Below are 19171 nucleotides of genomic sequence, written 5' to 3'. Positions count from 1 at the left end.
TTCAGCCGTCGTCGCGGGCGTGGGCCTCGATCACCTTGCCCTTCACATCGGCCTCCAGGTAGGCGCCGCCGTAGTCGTCGGAGAGATAGACGTTGATCGTCGGAGGGTCGTCGAAGACGGTGGACGCCGGGTCGATCACCAGATAGCGGCTGGTGGGGTCGCTGATGTTGAGCGTCCGGTCGGCCTTGGTGAACAGCCCGGGCACGGCGGCCCAGTTGACGGTGTCCAGGTCGAGGGGGGTGTCATTGCTGCTCACGGTGCCGCCGGGCCCGTCCTTCACGGCCACGTCCCCACCCCGGTACTCGTAGCGGTCGTAGAGCTTCGCGTTGCCCTTGACGGGCATCTCGGCGATGGCGTACTCCGGGTACACCACGAGTCTGGTGACCGTCGAGACGCCCGAGGCGGCCTTCAGCTTCTTCGCGACGGTACGCAGACCGTCCTCGGTGAGCAGGTTGAGCGTCCCCTCGGTGTCGCCGCCCGACGACGAGGAACCCGACGTACTGCCCCGCGAGGCGGAGGCGGAGGCGTTCGGCCCGGTGACACCGCCGGTGCCGCCCCCGCCGTCCTGTATCTGCGGGACCAGCCACACGGCGAGACCGGTCAGCGCGGTACCGATGACGGCCCTGGCGACGGCCGTCGCGAAGGGGCGTCGGACCGCCGGTGGGGTGGGGGAGGTCGGGGCCGTCACGTCGACGGGGGCAGGGGGCGGGGCGGGGGTGAAAGTGGGCGCGGGCACGGGGGTCGGCGGCGCGAGCGGGTAGGAGGTCTGCGCGCCGGTGAACCCCGGGGCCACGGTGGGGCCCGGGAACGCCTGCGCGGGAGCCCCGGGTGCGACGGGGCTCCCGGCCGGCGGCCCGAAGGCGCCCACCGGCTCCGCCGGGGTGTCCCCCGTCACCGCCGCGAGCAGACGGTCGACCTCCTCGGCGGTGGGGCGGGCCTGGGGGTCACGGACGAGGAGGGCGGTGAGGAGGCCGGTCAGCGGGCCCGCCTGCCGGGGCGGCGGTACGTCCTCGCCGAGCACCGCGGCCAGCGTGGCGAGCGTGCTGGCCCGGCGCAGCGGGTGGTGGCCCTCCACGGCGACGTACAGCAGCATCCCCAGCGACCAGAGGTCGGCGGCCGGGCCGCCGTCCTTGCCGCTGACGCGTTCCGGCGCCATGAAGTCGGGCGAGCCGATGACGGAGCCGGTCGCGGTGAGGCTCGTGGCCTCGCGGAGGGCGGCGATGCCGAAGTCGGTGAGCACGGGGCGTCCGTCGGGGCGCAGCAGGACGTTGGCCGGCTTCACGTCGCGGTGCTCGATGCCGACGGCGTGCGCGGCGCGCAGCGCGGACAGCACTTCACGGCCCACGCGCGCGGCCTCGAGCGGGGTCAACGTGCCGTGCTGGAGCCGGTCCTGGAAGGAGCCTCCCGTGACCAGCTCCATCACGATCCACGGATAGGTGCCCTCGCCCCCGTCGACGATGTGGTGGATGGTGACCACGTTGGGGTGGTGCACACGGGCGAGTGCGCGGGCCTCGCGCAACACGCGCTCCCGCAGCGTCCGGGCACCCTCGGGATCGTATTCGGCCAGCGCCGGATCCGGCGGCCGTACCTCCTTGACCGCCACGTCCCGGTGGAGCGCCAGGTCACGGGCGCGCCACACCCACCCCATGCCACCGCCGCCGAGCCGGTGCAGCAATTCGAATCGGCCGTCGACGATGCGTCTCTCAGGTTCCCCGGTGTTCATGGGGGGAGCTTAGGGGTAGTCGCGGACAGTGGTGTGTCCGCCAGAGGGGGCACAGCGCGAATGGTCCGCCCTGCCACGGGCATGCTGTGAACGAGGTCACTTCCGGCGGGCCGTGCCGGAACCATTTCCGGACTCGCCCTCCCCCCACGAACGCCACGAAGGACATGTGCTTTGGCTCTTACGTACCCTGACGCCCCCTCGGCCCGTCGTCCCGGCCGATGCTGGACGATCCGTGTGGTCGGGCACCGGGACCGCAGCGCTTCGGTCACCTGCTCGTCGGCGTGCGCGATGCCGCCGCGCTCGCGGGACATCGCGGCCCTGCGCCGCTTCGCCGAGGCCCACGCGGCCGCGCACGCCAGAGCGGCGGCCGTGCATCACGACGCCGCCTGCTGGTGCCGGCGCCAGCGGTGCGCGCTGCACGAGGACACCCGGGTCAACTGCGCGGGCTCGGTCGTGCTCGTGCTGCGGCACGACCCGGCGGTCGGCCAGGTGTGGACGCTCACCGAAGTGTGCTCCGCCTGCGCCCCGTTGATGCCCCACGCGCGCGTGATGAGCCGCGCGGTCCCACCGCCGCCCGCGCCCCGGGACGCGGAGCGGGAGCCGTACGACCGCCGCCCGGCGCCGCCCGGCCCCACGGCACCGACCGTGGCCCCGCCCCGGCTCGTCCCCGGCGGCTTCAGCGCCCCGTCGAGCCCCGCCCCGGGCCCCGGCCCGGAACGAGCGGGCAACCGCCGCCGAGGCGTCGGCAGACGACGCGGCCACGCGGAGGCGGAGGGCAACGGCGACTGAACCGGCCTGGCGGCCTGGGTGCCGGGTTTCCGGAACATGGGCCGGGAGGCCGGGACCGCCGAACAACAGCGCCGGGGTGCAAGGCCTCGGTCGGGCGCCGGCGTCGGTGGTCAGCGCTCGTGTCGGGACTGTGGGGGGATGCGGACGGGCAGGGAGCCCAGGATGCGGCCGCGGCCCGTCGGAGAGGGTGTCTCCCCCAGGAGGCGGGGCCGGTCGGCCTGGGTGCCCGCCGCCACCAGTTCGGCGATACGGCCGCCGCTGCGCCGTCCCTCCAGGTGGAGCCGGCCGACGTTGACCCGGTCGTCCGCGAGCAGCGTGAGGACGGCGGTCGGGCCGGCCGCGTAGGTCGCGACGTATCCCCCGGCTCCGCGGACGAGCAGTTCGCGGAAGTCGCCGCGGGCCGTGAGGTCGGCCATGCGGCGGCCCACGCCGAGGGCCGCCGCGGTGAGTGCCGCCAGCGCCTCCGCTTCGACGTCCGGCATGTCCCGGGCCAGGACCAGTCCGTCGGCACTGGCCGCCAGCGCTCCCGTCAGCTGCGGCATGCGCGTGCGCAGCCGGTGCAGTTCGTTCAGAACCTCGGCCTCGACGGCCATGACCGTGTCCTTTCGGCGCGTTGGCGGCGGGAGCGGTTCAAGTGCGGGGCGGGGCAGGGTCGTTCACACGACCCGGAGCGAGCGGGTGACTCCGAGGCTACGGAACGTACCGCCCCCGGAGGACGACTTTGGCATTTTCCATTGGAACATGCTGCGCAACAAGCGCCCAGGGCAGGTGATCGACAAGATCCAGCGGTTCGGCCGCGGTCTGATGATCACCGAGGCACGGTCTGGGTGATACGCCACAGACGGCGGGGGGCGTCAGGGGCTGGGAGGACTGCATGTCGTTTCGCTCTCGCTCGATGAATACGCGGTGCACGTTCATCTCGCGCCACGGCCGCACGGCGGACGGTCACTCCGTCCGAGGTCGTGGGGCTGTCGCGCGGCAGCCGAGCGGGGCCGGCTGCGAGCGAGAGGTCTAGATACGCCACCGCGAGGTGCGAACAAGCGCGGTTCTACCCGTACGTCTCATGCGCGTACGGAACTGCCGGCGCCGGGGCTGCGGCCGCACGAGAGCCTCGGGAAGGTCGGCGAACGCCGTCATCCCGGCCTCAGCGGACGGTTGGTGAGCGGCCTGAGCCGTCGTACGGGCAGCCCCGTGCGGGCCACACTCCTCGGCCCCATGGTCCCGATGCGGCCCATGAGGTACCGCATCGCTCGCCACCGCCGTCCGTCCGTCCGTCCGGAGGCTGTGGCGACGGTGGGTGTCAGCCGGTCCGGCTCGTCGAGCCGGCCGTGCAGGAGGCCGCACAGCCCGAGCACTACGAGCAGGGCCGCGGACAACAGAGCAAGAAGTGGGCGCCGCCGACGCGAGTCGGCCAGGGCACGCAAGGCGGGCGCGGGGGTACGAAAGTGTGTCGGCACAGGTCCTCCGTGCGCTCGCCCCCTCCCACCACAGCGGCAGCCACGGCAGAGGGGAACGGCAGGCATGGGTGGGGGTACTACGGCGTCGACGACGCAGCGCCGAAGTCACCTCAAGGTGCGAGGAAGCAGCGGACCACTGCTTCTAGACCTGCTGAACCGCGGACAATCTCAGGGCCGTCGACGATGCGGCGGACAGCGCCGGCTCGTTATGCAGCACGGCCACCGGCGACACATCGCTGGTCACCAGGTGTCCCTCAGCGCTCTTGGTGCTCAGTCCATGGGTGGACACGATGCCGAACAGCAGCACGACCATGGTCAGCACGCGCAGCAACGGGCCCGCACACGCGCGAGCCCGCACCAGGCGCGGGAGTGACCAAGCCGTAATCATGCCGTGATACTAGCGGCTCACAGACCTCGGTCCGTCAACTCCCGCACCACAGCGCGCTAACGAGCCACACATGACCTGCTTGCTTCGGCGAGGACTCCGGACGGTTGCCCATGACACTCCTGACCTGCAAACCGAGCGTGCGTTCTACTATGAGCCCGCGTAGAGCGGCGATCAGGGAGCGACCATGCGGTGGTTGGGGGAACTCGAGGCGGAGATCATGGACCGCCTGTGGCGTTGGAAGCGTCCCGCGACCGTGCGGGAGATCGTCGACGACATCAACACCCAGCGGCCGCTCGCCTACACCACCGTGATGACCGTGGCCAACATCCTTTACAGCAAGGGCTGGCTCCTGCGCGAAAAACAGGGTCGCGCCTGGACGTACTCTCCGGTCCGGACGCGCGAGCAGTACGCGGCCGCGCTGATGGAGGAGGCGCTCGGCGCCAGTCAGGACCATCCCGCGGCCTTCGCCCACTTCGTGGAGCAGATGGGCCCGGAGGAGGTCAGCGCGCTGCGCAAGGCGCTGCGCGACGCAGGGCGAAGGGATCGCCCCTGAACGAGGGTTCACCCTCTGGCTACTAATCTACTTAGCAGATACTGAGCACGTCCCACCCCGGGTGCGTACTAGGTCCCAGCAGTCACCTCTCACGTGGCTCAGCGGGATGCACAAGAAGGGTGGACATGGGAACTCTGACTCTGAGCTGGTCCATAGCGGCGGTCTCCGCTCTGGTCGCCGCCGTCGGTGCGGTGCGGGTCGTGACCACGAACGGCGAAAGCCGCTATGCAGCGGGCGGTGACCTGCTGATGGGGCTCTGCATGGCTGCCATGGCCCTGCCCGCGACGGCTGCCTGGTACGGGGGGCTCGGCATGTGGTGGTCGGCGCTGTTCGCCCTCCTCGGGCTCGGCGCCGTAGTGCTGGCCGTCAAGCGCACGCGCGAACGCGGCTGGAAGGAAGGCCGCCACTGGGTACACCTCATCGTGGGCAGCACGGGCATGGTGATCATGACACTGGCCATGACGACCACGCCGTCCGGCCCCGTCCTCGCGCTGGGCAGCGGTCATGGCCACGGTTCCGCGATGCCGGACATGTCGAGCATGTCGGGCATGTCGAACGAGGAAGCCGCGGCGGGCATGCGGCACTCGGCCGGAATGGAGGGCATGGCCGGCAGGGAGTCGTCGTACGGAGCGGGGGTGGCGGACATGAGCGGTCACGTCTCCGCCACCGGGGCGGACGCCTCGCCATCGTCGTCTCTCTGGCGTTTCGTGATCGCCGCGCTCGCCGTCTATTTCCTGCTGTCGATCGCCGCCTCGGTGTGGGCGCGCGTGCGCGGCACCGACAGGAACGCTCCCACGGCGGGCCGGGAGAACGGTCGGCGCCGTGGCTGGGGCCGCTGGCTGCTCTCGATGCCGGACACGATCGTCGTCTTTCTGGCGTCGCTGACGCTCTCCGTGTGGGACAAGGCACGCACCACGGAACGAGGTCGCCACGGCGGACGGCGCCGCCGGGCCGGCGCCACCCCGGACGCAGCCCTCGCCGCTCACATCGGCATGGGCGGGACCATGTCCGCCATGCTGCTCATGATGGTCGCCTAGCCGGCGGCTCCGGCGATGGCGGAATGTGGGCGGCACCACACCGAGCATACCCCAGGGGGGTATATGGTTGGGTCGTTCGGGAGGAGCGGGGACGAGCTCCTCCCGAAGCGTCCACGCATCGACACCCGAGGATGAGAAGCCATGACCGACCCGAAGAACTCCACCACCGTCTACAAGGTGTCCGGCATGACCTGCGGACACTGCGAGGGAGCGGTCTCGCAGGAGATATCCGCGCTGGAGGGCGTCACGGCGGTCGCCGCGGTCGCCAAGACCGGTGAGGTGACGGTCACCTCTGCCGCCCCGCTCGACGAGGAGGCCGTCCGTGCCGCCGTCGACGAGGCGGGTTACGAGCTCGTCGGCACGGCATGAGCCCGTCCGGGGTCGGGCAACCCCGGACCACGCGTTTCCTCCCCCGCCGGGACGTGCCGCTCCGCTGATACGGACGCCGCACGTCCCGGCCTTCCCCAGGAGAATCCCCATGACCAGCACGGCTCCCGAGAAGACGCTTCCCGACCGGGCACCTGCGCCCGTCTCCGAGGTCGAGCTCTCCATCGGCGGCATGACCTGCGCGTCCTGCGCGGCCCGCATCGAGAAGAAGCTCAACCGCATGGACGGCGTCATGGCGACCGTCAACTTCGCCACCGAGAAGGCCAGGATCTCCTACCCGGACGGCATCGCAGTCGCCGAGCTCATCACCACCGTCGAGAAGACCGGCTATACCGCCGCGGAGCCGCCTCCTCCCACTCCTCCGGTGGGCGACGAGGGCGAGGTCCGGGCCGCGCCGCCCGCTGCGGACGACGAGTTGCTCTCCCTGCGGGAGCGCCTGTTCGTGTCGCTCGCGCTCTCGCTGCCGGTCGTCCTGATGGCGATGGTGCCGGCCCTGCAGTTCGACAACTGGCAGTGGCTCTCGCTGACTCTCGCCGCGCCCGTCGTCGTCTGGGGCGCGTTCCCCTTCCACAAGGCAGCCTGGACGAACGCCCGGCACGGCGCCGCGACGATGGACACCTTGGTGTCCATCGGCACGCTCGCCGCCCTCGGCTGGTCGCTGTGGGCACTGTTCTTCGGTCACGCCGGCATGCCGGGCATGCGGCACGGTTTCGAGTTCACCATCTCCCGCTCCGACGGCTCCTCCTCCATCTACCTGGAGGCCGCGGCTGGGGTGACCGCGTTCATTCTCGCCGGGCGCTACCTGGAGGCGAGGTCGAAGCGCAAGGCGGGTGCGGCGCTGAGAGCGCTGCTGGAACTGGGCGCGAAGGACGTCTCCGTTCTGCGGGGCGGCACGGAAACGCGCATACCTGTCGCGCAGTTGGCGGTCGGCGACCGCTTCGTCGTGCGGCCCGGCGAGAAGATGGCGACCGACGGGACCGTCGTCGAGGGCGCGTCGGCGGTGGACGCCTCCATGCTGACCGGCGAATCGGTGCCCGTCGACGTCGGCGTCGGTGACGCCGTCACCGGGGCGACCGTGAACGCCGGTGGACGCCTCGTCGTCGAGGCGACCCGGGTCGGCGCCGACACCCAGCTCGCCCGCATGGCGAAGCTGGTCGAGGACGCCCAGAACGGCAAGGCCGAGGTACAACGCCTCGCCGACCGGATCTCCGGCATCTTCGTCCCCGCGGTCCTGCTGATCGCCGCCGCCACTCTCGGCGCCTGGCTGGGCGTCACGGGGGACGCGACCGCCGCCTTCACGGCCGCTGTGGCCGTCCTGATCATCGCCTGCCCGTGCGCGCTCGGTCTCGCGACGCCGACCGCCCTCATGGTCGGTACGGGACGCGGTGCCCAACTCGGCATCCTGATCAAGGGCCCCGAGGTACTGGAGTCCACCCGCCGCGTCGACACGGTCGTCCTCGACAAGACCGGCACCGTCACCACCGGCCGCATGCATCTCCAGGACGTGTTCACCGCACCGGGCGTGGACGAAGGCGAACTGCTGCGACTGGCGGGCGCGTTGGAACACGCCTCCGAGCACCCGATCGCCCGGGCGATCGCGGCCGGCGCCGTCGAGCGGGCCGGAAGTCTGCCGGTACCCGAGAACTTCGAGAACGTCGCCGGCCTCGGCGTCCAAGGCGTCGTCGGCGGCCACGCCGTGCTCGTCGGCCGCGAGAAGCTCCTCGCGATGGGGGTCCCCCCGCTCGAGCGAAGCCGAGAGTGGGGGAGAGCCATCGAGCTGCCTCGCGAACTGGCCGAGGCCAAGGCCGCCGCGGAGGCAGAGGGCCGTACGGCGGTCGCCGTGGCCTGGGACGGCAAGGCGCGCGGTGTCCTCACCGTCGCGGACGCGGTCAAGAAGACCAGTGCCGAGGCAGTGGCGGAGCTGCGCAGGCTGGGGCTGAAGCCCGTCCTGCTGACCGGGGACAACCAACTCGTCGCAGAGTCGGTCGCCCGGGCCGTCGGGATCGACCAGGTCATCGCCGAGGTCCTGCCTCAGGACAAGGTCGATGTCGTCAAGCGGCTCCAGAGCGAGGGCCGTACGGTCGCCATGGTGGGCGACGGCGTCAACGACGCGGCCGCCCTGGCCACCGCCGACCTCGGCCTCGCCATGGGCACCGGCACGGACGCGGCGATCGAGGCCGGCGACCTGACCCTCGTACGCGGCGACCTGCGGGTGGCGGCAGACGCGATCCGTCTCTCCCGCGCGACCCTGGCCACCATCAAGGGCAACCTCTTCTGGGCCTTCGGCTACAACGTCGCCGCCCTGCCGCTCGCCGCGTTCGGCATGCTCAACCCGATGATCGCCGGTGCCGCGATGGCCTTCTCGTCGGTCCTCGTCGTCACCAACAGTCTGCGTCTGCGTTCCTTCAAGTAGCCCCTTCGAACCACTTGACCGCGGGCGTGCGGACGCGTCGGTGTTCCGGAGCCGTGTCGGATCAGTGCCCGCACGCCACCAGCACCGGCAGCAGCGGCGCCGCGACGGTCGCGGCGGCCACGCTCAGCCAGGTCGCGCGATGCGGCCGGGGCTGCGGGGTGAGGACGCGCCGGAGACGAATCAGGGCGCCGCCCCCGCCGGCGCCCAGGGCCGCCGGCGGGATCCGCCCCGCCGCGACCTCGTACATGGCGCTCGCGAGCGCCTCCCGAGGATGGGAACGCAGGGCGCGGTCATCCGCGATCATCTCCACCAGCAGCGTCGTCTGCTCCCTGGCATGGCGGGCCAGGGGCAGACCGGGGAAGGACCGGGAGAACGCTTCCGCCAGCAGGTGCAGGAGATGGTGCCTGCCGTCGATGTGCGCACGCTCGTGTTCCACAACCGCCCGCAACTGGTCCTCGGACAGGACGTCCAGCGCACCTTGCGTGATGACGACCCGACAGCGACGGCCGGGCAGGCAGTAGACGGCCGGCGCCGCATGGTCGACGACGGTGGCGTCGTATGCGGGGGCCGGTTCGCCGACGAGGGTGAGCAGGTCCAGATGACGCCTCCGTGCCCGGCGCGCCTGCCAGGCGCAGTGCACCAGCCAGCCGGGCGGCAGCATCAGGACGGCGCCGGGGACGGCGAGCGCCAGGACCGCGCCCGAGTCGGACGCGACCGCCCCCGGATCGCCGACGATGAGGCCGCAGGCGCTGATCAGCCCGGCGAGGCCGTCGTGCGTGTGCTCCTCGGCAAGGAGCAAGTGGTAGACCGCAAGGACGGTGGCGACGAGGAACGAGGCCATGAGGCCCTGCCAGGCGAGGACCGCCAGCGCCGGAGCGCGGTGAGCCCACTTCGCCCGGCACAACAGGGAGGGCGCCAGGGCACCCACCACAACGGCGTATCCGGCAAGGACCGCGGCTGCGCTCATGCTTCGCTCCGCCTCTCGACCAGTCGAAGGGCCGAGCGTAGAGCGAATCCGGCTGGCGGGTGACCTTCGCCACCAATCAGCTTAGTAGATCAGTAGAAATCGGCCTCTCTCACGGCACTGCCCGCATCCCTTGAGTACTGTCGGAACATCAGATCCAGAACGGCCGGTGACGGAGTCCATGTGAAGGTGAGCCGATACGTACGCGCGGGAGGCGCCCTCGGGCACCTGCTGCTCGTCGTCGCACTCGCCCTGGGCGTCTTCGCGATGCACAGCATGGGCCATCCCGGCGAGTCGGCCCACGCGACCATGAGCACCGCATCCCACTCGACAACGACGGATGCGACTGCTTCGGGCCGCACCCCGATGAGCGCTCCCGCCGACATGGTCGTCGACGGTCACGCCACGGATACGCCGGCGCCGTCGTCCTCGCACGAGCCCCCCATGACCATGGACATGCTTTCGCTCTGCGTGGCGGTCCTGTTCGGCGCATGGGTGCTCACCGCCCTCGTCGGGTCGGCTCTCGCCCGTCGCCAGGAGTGGCCGGCAGAGCTTCTCGCCCAGGTGGCCGCCGCGGCACGGCCCAACCACCCGCCGGGCACACCCGATCTCACCCGTTTGTCAGTTCTGCGGCTGTAGGCCGAACCGCTCTCGCGGGCGCGTACCACGCGCGACCCCGCGGCTTCGCCTGCGCACAAACAGCCCAAGAACCAACACCACGAGGTGAATCGACCATGACTGCCTTCACGCGTGCCCCGCACCGCAAGCTCGTCCGCCGCAGCGCCGCCGTAGGCGTCGTCGCCGCCGGCGCTCTGTTCCTCTCCGCCTGTGGAGACGACGGCGACGACATGAGCGGCATGAACCACGGCAGCGGCAACAACTCGGCGACGGCCGAGGCCGGCTCATCGAGCTTCAACGACGCGGACGTCACCTTCGCGCAGATGATGATCCCGCACCACGAGCAGGCCCTGGAGATGGCCGAGCTCGCCGACGGCCGGGCGTCGGACTCCGAGGTCAAGGGCATCGTCGCGAAGATCGAGCAGGCCCAGGACCCCGAGATCAAGACGATGCGGGGCTGGCTGAAGTCCTGGAACAAGCCGACCGCCGCCGAGTCCATGCCCGGCATGGACCACGGCAGCGGCGGCGGAATGATGTCCGACGCGGACATGGAGCACCTCGAGGGCATGAAGGGTGCCGAGTTCGACAAGATGTTCGCCGAGATGATGATCGAGCACCACAACGGCGCGATCAGCATGGCCGAGGACGAGCAGAAGAACGGCAAGAACACCGACGCCGTGAAGATGGCCGACGACATCGTCGAGGGCCAGTCCGCCGAGGTCAAGCAGCTGCAGAGCATCCTCGACCGACTCTGAGGACCACCGACCACCGCCAGGTCGACAGGAGGACACCGCCGAGCCCCAGGTGTACAGCGAGGACGACGGCGACGGAGCTACTGCTTGTACGCCCTCACTGCAGCCGGCGACCTGGATCGCCGGCATGCCCGAGAAACCCCAGGGGGGTATATTGAGCGCACAGAGACGGGTCTTTGCGGAGGCGGTGACGATGGCGCATATCCACGTCAGCCGCATCCGCTGGGCCCGCGGCGCCTTGATCGCCCTGCTCGCGGCGCTGGCCTTGTTGATTCACCACGAAACGGCAGCGCTCGGCAGCCCGGGCGGAGACACCATGCGGTCCACGCATGCCGGGCACGTCATGCCCGGCATGGCATCCTCATCGGGCGCCGCCCCACAAGGCTTTGCCTCCCACCACCCGGGCCCCTCGTACGCCTCCGCGCCCACGCACGGCACCGAGGGCAGCGCCTGCGCTGATGCCGGCATGCAGCACTGCGCCGCTGCGAGCGTCGACACGGTCAAGTTGGCTTCGCCGCAGCAGGGCCATGTCGAGCAGGCAGCGCATCCGCACCAGAGCAAGGCCGGGCGGTCGCCCGGCGGGACGATCAGCCGCGCGCCACCCGACCTGTCGGTCCTCTCCCAGCTGCGCATCTAGGCCGCGCCGACGGCACCCGTGTGCCGTCTCAGCCGCGACCCACACGCAGCTCGACCAAGAGGACTCACATCGTGAACAGCATCAACCGCCGCTCTGTCCTGCTCGCCGGACTCGGCGCCGCCGGTGCCGGCGCACTCGCCGCCTGCACCAAGTCCAGCACGACCCCCGCCCTGGTCAGCCCGTCGAGTTCCGCGGTCGTGGCCGCGGAGAAGAAGCGGGCCGGCACCGGCAGGCAGCGCAAGGTCACACTCACCGCCGCTCCCGCCACGATCGACCTGGGCGACGGCGTCAAGGCCAAGACCTGGGCCTTCGACGGCCGCACGCCCGGCAAGGAGATCAGGCTGTCCGCCGGGGACACCCTCGCCGCCGAACTCGCCAACCAGCTGCCGGGAAAGACCACCACGTCGATCCACTGGCACGGCATCGCCCTGCGCAACGACATGGACGGCGTACCCCCGGCCACCCAGACCGCCGTGCGCGCCGGGAGCACCTTCACCTACCGGTTCATCGCCGACACCCCCGGCACGTACTTCTTCCACCCCCATGTCGGTGTCCAGCTCGACCGCGCTCTGTACGCCCCGCTGATCGTCGAGGACGCGCGCGAACCTCTGGCGTACGACGACGAATGGGTGGTCGTCCTCGACGACTGGGTCGACGGCGTCACCGGCACCCCCGACGAGGTCTTCGCCGAGCTCGAGCAGGGCATGGGCGGTATGGGCATGGGCGGCGACTCCGGCTCCGGCATGGAGGGCCACGACATGCACGGCATGGGGAGCATGAGCGGCGACGCGTCCCCGTCCGCGTCCGCCTCGTCGGGCGGGATGTCGTCGAAGTTCATGCTCATGGGCGCCCGGAGCGACCTGCTCGGCGGCGACGCCGGAGACGTGAAATACGCATACCACCTGGTCAACGGACGTGTTGCCACGGACCCGGACGTCTACCAGGGCAAGCCCGGCACCAAGGTGCGCCTGCGCGTCATCAATGCGGGCGGCGACACCGCCTACCGCATCGCCCTCGGCGGCCACCGGATGACCATCACCCACACCGACGGCTTCCCGGTCCGACACCGACAGGCGGACGCACTCCTGGTCGGCATGGGTGAGCGCTACGACGTGCTCGTGACTCTCCAGGACGGCGTCTTCCCGCTGGTCGCCCTGGCCGAGGGCAAGAACGCGACCGGCCGGGCTCTCGTGCGCACGGGCTCAGGCAGCGCTCCGTCGCCCGCCGTACGGCCGAAGGAGCTCAATGGCACAGTGATGACCGCCTCCCTGCTTCGCGCAGCCGACGGCGTGCGACTGAAGTCCGCCGACCCCGACGTCACGCACCAGATCAGGCTCACCGGCGGCATGATGCGCTACGACTGGGCCATCAACGGCAAGCGGTACGACATGGCCGATCCGACAGCGAACCCGCTGCTCGTTGAGGAGGGCCAGCGCGTCCGGCTCGACTTCGTCAACGCGAGCGACATGTGGCATCCGATGCACCTGCACGGCCACACCTACCAGCTCGGCAGCACCGGTCCGCGCAAGGACACCACCATCGTGCTGCCCAAGCGGAAGGTGTCTGTCGTCTTCGACGCGGACAACCCCGGCCAGTGGATGCTGCACTGCCACAACGCCTACCACGGCGAGGCCGGGATGATGGCACTCATGGCCTACGGGGCCTGAGCCCGCGGTCACCGGTCCGGGGGTCGGGACTCAGCGGTCCCGCCCCGGACCGTAGTACCCGAGGAACATGTCCACCCCGCTGACGACGAGGCGGTTCGTGAGGCCGTCCTCGATGTGGGTGCCGTAGGTGCTGAAGACCATGTGGGGGAAGACCAGCAGCGCGTAGAGCTGGATGATCGCGGCTTCCAGGTCGGGAATGACCAGTCGCCCCTGGTCGGCGAGCGTGCGCAGGACCCCGGCGACGGCCGGGTGGTGCCCCTCGGGACCATGGCCGTGCCAGGCCCGCCCGAGTTCGGGGAAGCGGTGCTGTTCGGCGGCGACCAGGTTGCGCAGGGCGATGACGTCCTGGTTCGTCCTGACGGCGTGCACCCAGGCGCGTGCGGCGTCGATGAGGGCCGCGCGCAGGTCCTCGGCCTCGGCCAGCCCTTCGAGGGCGGTCGAGGAGGCGTGGCCGAGGGGGTCGTCGAGTGCGCTGGTGATGACCGCGGTGAACAGCGCTTCCTTGCTGCCGAAGTGGTTGTAGACGGTCACCTTGGACACGCCCGCCTCTGCGGCGATGGCGTCCATTCCGACGCCGAAGCCCTCCCGCAGGAAGAGTTCGCGCGCCGCCCGGACGATGGCCTGCCGCTTCAGTTCGGCGCGAGGGCCGCTGGGGGGCTGCTTGACGCTGTCCACGCTCATGAGCCGATCCTAGCAACTGACTGAACTGAACAGTTGAGTTCACATGTACCGCGCCGTACAGTTCAGTTGTGGGCGGAGGCAGCGCGGATCCGCACAGCTGGGGCCGCCTTCGCCCCTTCCCGCACTTCCGTCTCCTGCGACAAGGACGCGTCATGACGCATTCGGCTCATTCCGCAAGCCGCACGCACCACGCTCCCGAACATCACCAGCCCCCCGCCGACCCACGCCGCTGGGTGGCGCTGGCGCTCATCTGCGTCGCGCAGTTCATGCTGGTTCTCGACGTCACCGTGGTGAACGTCGCGCTGCCCGACATGGCCGCCGACCTGGACCTGAACCGGGCCACACTCACCTGGGCGGTCACGGCGTACACGCTCTGCTTCGGCGGGCTGATGCTGCTGGGCGGCCGCCTTGCCGACGCCCTGGGCGCCCGCCGCACACTCCTGGCCGGCCTCGCGGTCTTCACCGCCGCCTCCCTGGTCACCGGCCTCGCCGGAACCGCCACCGCGCTGCTCGGCGGGCGGATCGCCCAGGGTGTCGGAGCCGCTCTCCTCTCCCCCGCGGCCCTCTCGATCGTCACCACGACCTTCCACGGCACGGAGCGCAACAAGGCGCTGGGCGTGTGGGCCGCGATCGGCGGCTCGGGCGCGGCGGCCGGTGTCCTGATCGGCGGCGCCCTGACCGATGGACCGGGCTGGCAGTGGGTCTTCTACATCAACGTGCCGATCGGCCTCGCCGTGCTCGCCGCCCTGTCGGCGCTCGTCCCCGCCCGCACCCCGCTGCCGGCACGACTCGACCTACCCGGCGCCCTCCTGGTCACCGCGGCCACGGGCTCGCTCATCTACGGCCTGGTGGAGGCGGGCGACGCCGGCTGGGCCGACACCGCCACGCTTCTGCCGCTGGCCGCCGCGACGGTTCTGTACGTGGGGTTCGCCGCGGTCGAACGGGTGAGCCGAGCCCCGTTGATGGACCTGCGGATGTTCACCCGGCGCCCGGTACTGGCAGGTGCGTTCCTCATGCTCATCGCCACCGCGCTGCTGATCGCGTACTTCTTCCTCGGCTCGGTCTACCTCCAGCACATCCGCGGTTTCACCCCGTTGAGGACCGGTCTGCTGTTCCTGCCCGCAGCCGTGGCCACCGCGCTCGGCGCTCATCTCGCCTCCCGCCTCGTCGGCCGGATCGGCAGTCGCACCGTCGCCGTGGCCGGCATGGCGATCGCTGCGGTCGGATCCGTGCCCCTGACCCGACTTTCCGCCGAGGGCAGCGTGGGCACCGGTCTGCTCCCCGGCCTCGTCGTCGCTTCCTTCGGCCTCGGCACGGTCTTCGTCACCGCCACCACCACGGCGCTGGGCATGATCGAACACCACGAGGCGGGCCTCGCCTCGGGAGTCGTCAACACCTTCCACGAGGTGGGCGGTTCGATCGGCGTGGCGGTCGTCTCCACGGTCGCCGCCTCCGGCATCGAGGCAGGCTCCGTCGGCGGATTCACCGACGCCTTCACCGTCTGCGCCGTCGCGGCGGCAGCGAGTGCCGCGGTGGCCCTGGGACTTGTACCGCGTGGCAGGCCGCAGCTGAGCGGCGGGCCGCACGTGCACTGAGGCGGCATGCCGCCGTGAAGATCACGGGCGGCGTGAACCAGCCCGTCTCCGGCAGGGACTGGCCGCCGGTGTGCGGGACCGCTCCGTCCCGCACACCACGTCCAGCACGAGCCGCTCGAATACAGGCGGGAACCGGCCATGCGGGACTCGTGAAGCCGGGAAGGCCGGCAGCGGCGGCCTGGCCGCGCTCATGACACCTCCTTCGCCTCAAGGATCATCGGCATGAGGTGGGGACCGCGGAAAGTGGGGGTGAGGGCACGCCGGATCCCGGACGGGTCGACCTTCGGCCGGGCCACCCGCTCCAGGAAGACCTGGACGGCGATCTCGTTGACGAGCCGGCCCAGCCGGCCGCCCAGGCAGTAGTGGGCGCCGTGTCCCAGCGCGAGGTTGGTGCTGCGGGGCCGGTTCAGGTCGATGCGGTCGGGGTCGGCGAAGGCCGCCGGGTCGCGGTGGGCCGCGCCGATCCAGACGAACACCTCCTGGCCCGTCTCGACGGTCCGCCCGCCGAGCCGGACCGGTTCGGTCGCGCGCCGGCGGGTCAGCTGCACGGAGCTGTCGTACCGCATGAACTCGGGCGTGGCGGCGGGCACGAGGGACGGGTCGGCGGCGACCGTCTCGTACACGTCCGGCTGGGACAGCAGCGCCAGCACGGTGTTCCCGATCTGGTGGGCCGTGGTCGTCTGACCGGCCGTCAGCAGGAAGACGAGGTTGCCCAGCAACTCCTCCTCGCTGTGGAACTCGCCGTCGTCCCAGGCGTCCAGCGCGGTCTGCATCAGGTCATCGGTGCGCCGGGTGCGGCGCAGGTCCAGCTGCCGGCGGAAGTAGTCCATGTACTTCCCGACGCCGGCCAGGTGGTACTCGGGGTTCTCCTTGGCGGCCGGCCCGTCGTCCACGAGCAGCCCCCAGCTGAGGATGAACTTCCAGATCCGGCCCCGGTCCTCCTCGGGGATGCCCAGGACCTGGCACACCGTCTCCGACGGCAGGGCCAGGGCGTAGTCCGCCATGAAGTCCATCCCGCCACGGGGCAGGACCGCGTCGAGGAGACGGTGCGCGGCCCGCTCGAGGTCGGCGCGCATCGCGTCCACGGCGCGCGGCAGGAACGGCTGGGACATCGCTCGGCGCAGGCGCTGGTGGTCCGGCGGGTCACTGACGAACACCTGGGTGTGCAGGGCGCGCAGGGCGGGCGCGGTCCGCTCGGTGCCGGTGGCCGGGTCCCACTGCGGGCGGCGGGCCGAGAGCCGCGGGTCGCGCAGCGCGCTCAGCGCGGCGTCGTAGCCGGTGACCATCCAGGCGCCCGCGTCGCCCATCCGCGGGTCCCAGAGCACCGGATCGGCCTCACGGGCCCGCCGGTAGAGCGGATACGGGTCGTCGATGAACTCGGGCCGGTAGACGTCGGACAGCGACACCTCGGGGGCGGTCGGCTGCGTCATCGCAGATCTCCTCGGTAGCGGACACCAGAGAGTCGGAGGGCACGGGGGTCGCCGTCGGCGCCGGACACCGTCCAGCGGCCGGTGCGCGCACTGCCCCGGACGAGGAGCGCCGAGGCGCCGTCCGGGCCGGGGATCCCCTCCCCCAGGTCGATGTGCCGGATCGTGAGCACGGGGCCCGGGGAATGCGCGGCCGTACGGCGGAAGACGTTCTCGAGGGCGGTCAGGGGAAGCGCGTTGACGGGCCAGCTGGGCAGCACCCAGAGATCGCCGGCCGGGGTCTCGCGGATCTCGGCCTCGCAGGTGCCGTGCGGCCCGTTGCGCCAGCGGGCGGCCGGCAGCACGAAGCCCGACCAGTGCAGGAGCGGGCCGTCGTACGGCTCCCCGGCGCCGCCCTCGTCGAAGGCATCGGCGTACGGCCCGTTCGGCCCGTCCCCGTCGGGCTGCCGCCCGGAGTGCAGCCGGCCGGAGGGGGCGTACACGAGCCGCAGCCGGGCGACCGGGGCGTCGGTGCCGGGCGTGCGGTAGTGGACGTCCGCCGTCCAGTCGCCGTCGGTGTAGCCGGCGGTGACGGACCGGTGCAGGGCGATGCGGCCGTGCCGCAGGCGCAGGTGCGCGAGTTCGACGCGTACGTCCCGCACGCTCCGCGGGGTCAGCGGGGCGTAGTCCTCCGGCTGCACCCAGGCCGCGCCCCGCACCGCGTTCTCCAGCAGCAGCGACACCGGCAGCGCGGCCTCCTCGCCGACCCGTACGTCGGTCAGCACGGGGGCGTGCGCGCGGTCCAGGGCGATCAGCGCGGTCAGTTCCGCGTGCGGCACATACGTGCGCGGCTCGCCCAGGTGGAACACCGCCGACCGCAGTTCACGGTGGCCCGGCAGATCCGCGCTCACCCGGTATCCGCGGCTCTGCTGCGGGCCGAGGGCGCGGCCCAGCGGGCCGATGTAGGTGACCTCTCCGCGGGACCCGGCCGTCAGTTCCCGCGTCCACAGGTCGATGCCCTGCGCCACGTCGAGCGCGGCCATGTAGCGCAGAGTGGCCTCGAAGTTGGCGACCATGCCGAGCCGGTCCCAGGTGGGCCAGCACAGCGTCATCACCGGGAAGGCGGCCCGGGTCCGCGCCCAGAGGCCGAGGCGGGCGAGCCCGTCGTTGGCGGCGGCGTAGTCGAGCTGGCCGACCATGCCGCCGAGCCGTCCGGTGAGGGAGCCCACGTTGCAGAAGAACTTCAGGGGCAGCGCGCGTACCGCGGAGAACAGGTTGACGAAGCCGTCCACCTTGGTCGCGACGGTGCGCAGGACGTCGTCGTCGGTCTTTCCGGGCAGCCGGGCGGGCGTGTCGACGCCCGCGTTGTGCACGACGCCGGTGAGCCGGTCGCCGTACCGGGCGACCAGGGCCGCGGTCTGGCCGGGATCCGTGACGTCGCACACCGCGTAGGAGATGCGCAGTCCCTCCCGGTGGGCCTCCTCCAGGTGGCGGACCAGTTCCCGCTCACGCCGGACAGCGGCGATCTCGGCGCGGATCGCGGCCAGGGGGCGGCCCTGGCGCCGCTGCGCCCACAGGCTCCGCTCGTGAGCCGTGACCCGCTCGTCGTCGAGCGTCCTGGACGGGGCGTCCGGGCCGGGCAGCGGGGCGCGTCCGGTGACGACCACCGCGCAGCCGTGGCGGGCCGCCAGCGTCCGGGCGAGCCGCCAGCCGATGCCGCGTCCGCCGCCCGAGAGCAGCACCAGGTCACCGGTGCCCAGGGACAGCTCCGGCGGGCCGGCCTCCTCCCCCACCGCCTGGAGGGTGCGGCGGCGTCCGCCCCGGTGGCCGATCTCGAACGGGCCCCAGCGGTACAGCTCGCGGGTGATCCGCCGGGGCAGCTCCGCCAGATCGGCGAGGTCGGTGTCCACGACGCGGATGTTGCAGTTGGGGATCTCCCGGTGCACGGTCTTGGCGAGGCCGGCCCAGATGCCGCCGAGCGGCTGCGCGGGCGCCGGGGCGTCGGGGATGTCGGAGGCGTCGGAGGCGTCGGAGGCGTCGGAGGCGTCGGAGGCGTCGGAGGCGTCGGAGGCGTCGGAGGCGTCGGAGGCGTCGGAGGCGTCGG

18 protein-coding genes are annotated in these 19171 nt (G+C 71.6%); 10 read left to right on the top strand and 8 right to left on the bottom strand.

Annotated features, from left to right (window positions below; all coding sequences use genetic code 11):
• Window position 1: 1 nt before the first annotated feature.
• Window positions 2-1723: a serine/threonine-protein kinase gene (locus ACIRF9_RS20315; protein ID WP_403823784.1), complete on the bottom strand. Its 1722-nt coding sequence runs from the start codon at window positions 1721-1723 to the stop codon at window positions 2-4.
• Window positions 1724-1957: 234 nt separating this feature from the next.
• Between ACIRF9_RS20315 and ACIRF9_RS20310 the strand changes: the two genes are divergently transcribed.
• Window positions 1958-2512: a hypothetical protein gene (locus tag ACIRF9_RS20310; protein WP_403823781.1), complete on the top strand. Its 555-nt coding sequence runs from the start codon at window positions 1958-1960 to the stop codon at window positions 2510-2512.
• A gap of 110 nt (window positions 2513-2622) precedes the next feature.
• Here ACIRF9_RS20310 and ACIRF9_RS20305 read toward each other — a convergent pair whose 3' ends face one another.
• The 3 genes from ACIRF9_RS20305 to ACIRF9_RS20295 form a co-directional block, all read right to left on the bottom strand.
• Window positions 2623-3105, bottom strand: coding sequence for a roadblock/LC7 domain-containing protein (locus tag ACIRF9_RS20305; RefSeq protein WP_403823778.1), 483 nt, complete (start codon window positions 3103-3105; stop codon window positions 2623-2625).
• A 540-nt stretch (window positions 3106-3645) separates the two neighbouring features.
• Entirely contained in the window at window positions 3646-3888 is a 243-nt protein-coding gene (locus ACIRF9_RS20300) for a hypothetical protein (protein ID WP_403823775.1), read from the bottom strand.
• A 223-nt stretch (window positions 3889-4111) separates the two neighbouring features.
• Complete coding sequence (locus ACIRF9_RS20295; RefSeq protein ID WP_403823772.1) at window positions 4112-4291, bottom strand: hypothetical protein; 180 nt, start codon at window positions 4289-4291, stop codon at window positions 4112-4114.
• Window positions 4292-4541: 250 nt separating this feature from the next.
• Between ACIRF9_RS20295 and ACIRF9_RS20290 the strand changes: the two genes are divergently transcribed.
• From ACIRF9_RS20290 to ACIRF9_RS20275, 4 genes are all read left to right on the top strand, one after another.
• Window positions 4542-4910, top strand: coding sequence for a BlaI/MecI/CopY family transcriptional regulator (locus ACIRF9_RS20290; protein ID WP_403823769.1), 369 nt, complete (start codon window positions 4542-4544; stop codon window positions 4908-4910).
• A gap of 125 nt (window positions 4911-5035) precedes the next feature.
• Window positions 5036-5947 (top strand): DUF5134 domain-containing protein, encoded by a 912-nt coding sequence (locus ACIRF9_RS20285; protein ID WP_403823766.1) that lies wholly within the window; start codon window positions 5036-5038, stop codon window positions 5945-5947.
• Window positions 5948-6088: 141 nt separating this feature from the next.
• On the top strand, window positions 6089-6316 hold the full coding sequence (locus tag ACIRF9_RS20280) for a heavy-metal-associated domain-containing protein (RefSeq protein ID WP_403823763.1): 228 nt from the start codon (window positions 6089-6091) through the stop codon (window positions 6314-6316).
• Between the two features lie 109 nt (window positions 6317-6425).
• Window positions 6426-8747 carry a heavy metal translocating P-type ATPase gene (locus ACIRF9_RS20275; RefSeq protein ID WP_403823760.1) on the top strand — a complete coding sequence of 774 codons (2322 nt, stop codon included), beginning with the start codon at window positions 6426-6428 and terminating at the stop codon, window positions 8745-8747.
• 61 nt (window positions 8748-8808) lie between these two features.
• On the opposite strand, the gene ACIRF9_RS20270 is transcribed toward ACIRF9_RS20275, so the two are convergent.
• Window positions 8809-9714, bottom strand: a complete 906-nt coding sequence (locus ACIRF9_RS20270) for a M56 family metallopeptidase (RefSeq protein WP_403823757.1) — start codon at window positions 9712-9714, stop codon at window positions 8809-8811.
• A gap of 186 nt (window positions 9715-9900) precedes the next feature.
• Here ACIRF9_RS20270 and ACIRF9_RS20265 point away from each other — a divergent pair, with 186 nt between their 5' ends.
• The 4 genes from ACIRF9_RS20265 (at window position 9901) to ACIRF9_RS20250 (ending at window position 13385) form a co-directional block, all read left to right on the top strand.
• Window positions 9901-10350, top strand: a complete 450-nt coding sequence (locus ACIRF9_RS20265) for a DUF6153 family protein (RefSeq protein ID WP_403823754.1) — start codon at window positions 9901-9903, stop codon at window positions 10348-10350.
• 95 nt (window positions 10351-10445) lie between these two features.
• On the top strand, window positions 10446-11084 hold the full coding sequence (locus ACIRF9_RS20260) for a DUF305 domain-containing protein (RefSeq protein ID WP_403823751.1): 639 nt from the start codon (window positions 10446-10448) through the stop codon (window positions 11082-11084).
• 124 nt (window positions 11085-11208) lie between these two features.
• On the top strand, window positions 11209-11718 hold the full coding sequence (locus ACIRF9_RS20255; RefSeq protein ID WP_403823748.1) for a hypothetical protein: 510 nt from the start codon (window positions 11209-11211) through the stop codon (window positions 11716-11718).
• A 71-nt stretch (window positions 11719-11789) separates the two neighbouring features.
• A complete protein-coding gene (locus ACIRF9_RS20250) occupies window positions 11790-13385 on the top strand; it encodes a multicopper oxidase family protein (RefSeq protein WP_403823744.1) in 1596 nt (531 codons plus the stop codon).
• A 30-nt stretch (window positions 13386-13415) separates the two neighbouring features.
• Here the strand turns inward: ACIRF9_RS20250 and ACIRF9_RS20245 are convergent, their stop codons facing one another.
• Window positions 13416-14066, bottom strand: coding sequence for a TetR/AcrR family transcriptional regulator (locus ACIRF9_RS20245; protein ID WP_403823739.1), 651 nt, complete (start codon window positions 14064-14066; stop codon window positions 13416-13418).
• 152 nt (window positions 14067-14218) lie between these two features.
• On the opposite strand from ACIRF9_RS20245, the gene ACIRF9_RS20240 reads away from it, so the two are divergent.
• Window positions 14219-15661, top strand: coding sequence for an MFS transporter (locus ACIRF9_RS20240; protein ID WP_403823736.1), 1443 nt, complete (start codon window positions 14219-14221; stop codon window positions 15659-15661).
• A 188-nt stretch (window positions 15662-15849) separates the two neighbouring features.
• Here ACIRF9_RS20240 and ACIRF9_RS20235 read toward each other — a convergent pair whose 3' ends face one another.
• Together ACIRF9_RS20235 and ACIRF9_RS20230 are read right to left on the bottom strand one after the other, a co-directional pair.
• Window positions 15850-17091 (bottom strand): cytochrome P450, encoded by a 1242-nt coding sequence (locus ACIRF9_RS20235; protein WP_403823733.1) that lies wholly within the window; start codon window positions 17089-17091, stop codon window positions 15850-15852.
• On the bottom strand, window positions 17088-19171 hold a 2084-nt coding region (locus ACIRF9_RS20230), incomplete at its 5' end, for an SDR family NAD(P)-dependent oxidoreductase (protein WP_403823730.1). The genes ACIRF9_RS20235 and ACIRF9_RS20230, both read right to left, overlap by 4 nt.

Source organism: Streptomyces sp. NPDC096132, assembly GCF_044763345.1.
Lineage (GTDB): Bacteria > Actinomycetota > Actinomycetes > Streptomycetales > Streptomycetaceae > Streptomyces.
Note: the sequence above shows the minus strand (reverse complement) of the source record. Positions and strands in the feature narration are given on the sequence as shown.

What these genes read in the sequence shown, in the direction of transcription:
- ACIRF9_RS20315 (WP_403823784.1), bottom strand. Translation starts at nt 1,723, where the DNA reads ATGAACACCGGGGAACCTGAGAGACGCATCGTCGACGGCCGATTCGAA.
- ACIRF9_RS20305 (WP_403823778.1), bottom strand. Translation starts at nt 3,105, where the DNA reads ATGGCCGTCGAGGCCGAGGTTCTGAACGAACTGCACCGGCTGCGCACG.
- ACIRF9_RS20290 (WP_403823769.1), top strand. Translation starts at nt 4,542, where the DNA reads ATGCGGTGGTTGGGGGAACTCGAGGCGGAGATCATGGACCGCCTGTGG.
- ACIRF9_RS20285 (WP_403823766.1), top strand. Translation starts at nt 5,036, where the DNA reads ATGGGAACTCTGACTCTGAGCTGGTCCATAGCGGCGGTCTCCGCTCTG.
- ACIRF9_RS20280 (WP_403823763.1), top strand. Translation starts at nt 6,089, where the DNA reads ATGACCGACCCGAAGAACTCCACCACCGTCTACAAGGTGTCCGGCATG.
- ACIRF9_RS20275 (WP_403823760.1), top strand. Translation starts at nt 6,426, where the DNA reads ATGACCAGCACGGCTCCCGAGAAGACGCTTCCCGACCGGGCACCTGCG.
- ACIRF9_RS20270 (WP_403823757.1), bottom strand. Translation starts at nt 9,714, where the DNA reads ATGAGCGCAGCCGCGGTCCTTGCCGGATACGCCGTTGTGGTGGGTGCC.
- ACIRF9_RS20260 (WP_403823751.1), top strand. Translation starts at nt 10,446, where the DNA reads ATGACTGCCTTCACGCGTGCCCCGCACCGCAAGCTCGTCCGCCGCAGC.
- ACIRF9_RS20255 (WP_403823748.1), top strand. Translation starts at nt 11,209, where the DNA reads ATGCCCGAGAAACCCCAGGGGGGTATATTGAGCGCACAGAGACGGGTC.
- ACIRF9_RS20245 (WP_403823739.1), bottom strand. Translation starts at nt 14,066, where the DNA reads ATGAGCGTGGACAGCGTCAAGCAGCCCCCCAGCGGCCCTCGCGCCGAA.
- ACIRF9_RS20240 (WP_403823736.1), top strand. Translation starts at nt 14,219, where the DNA reads ATGACGCATTCGGCTCATTCCGCAAGCCGCACGCACCACGCTCCCGAA.
- ACIRF9_RS20235 (WP_403823733.1), bottom strand. Translation starts at nt 17,091, where the DNA reads ATGACGCAGCCGACCGCCCCCGAGGTGTCGCTGTCCGACGTCTACCGG.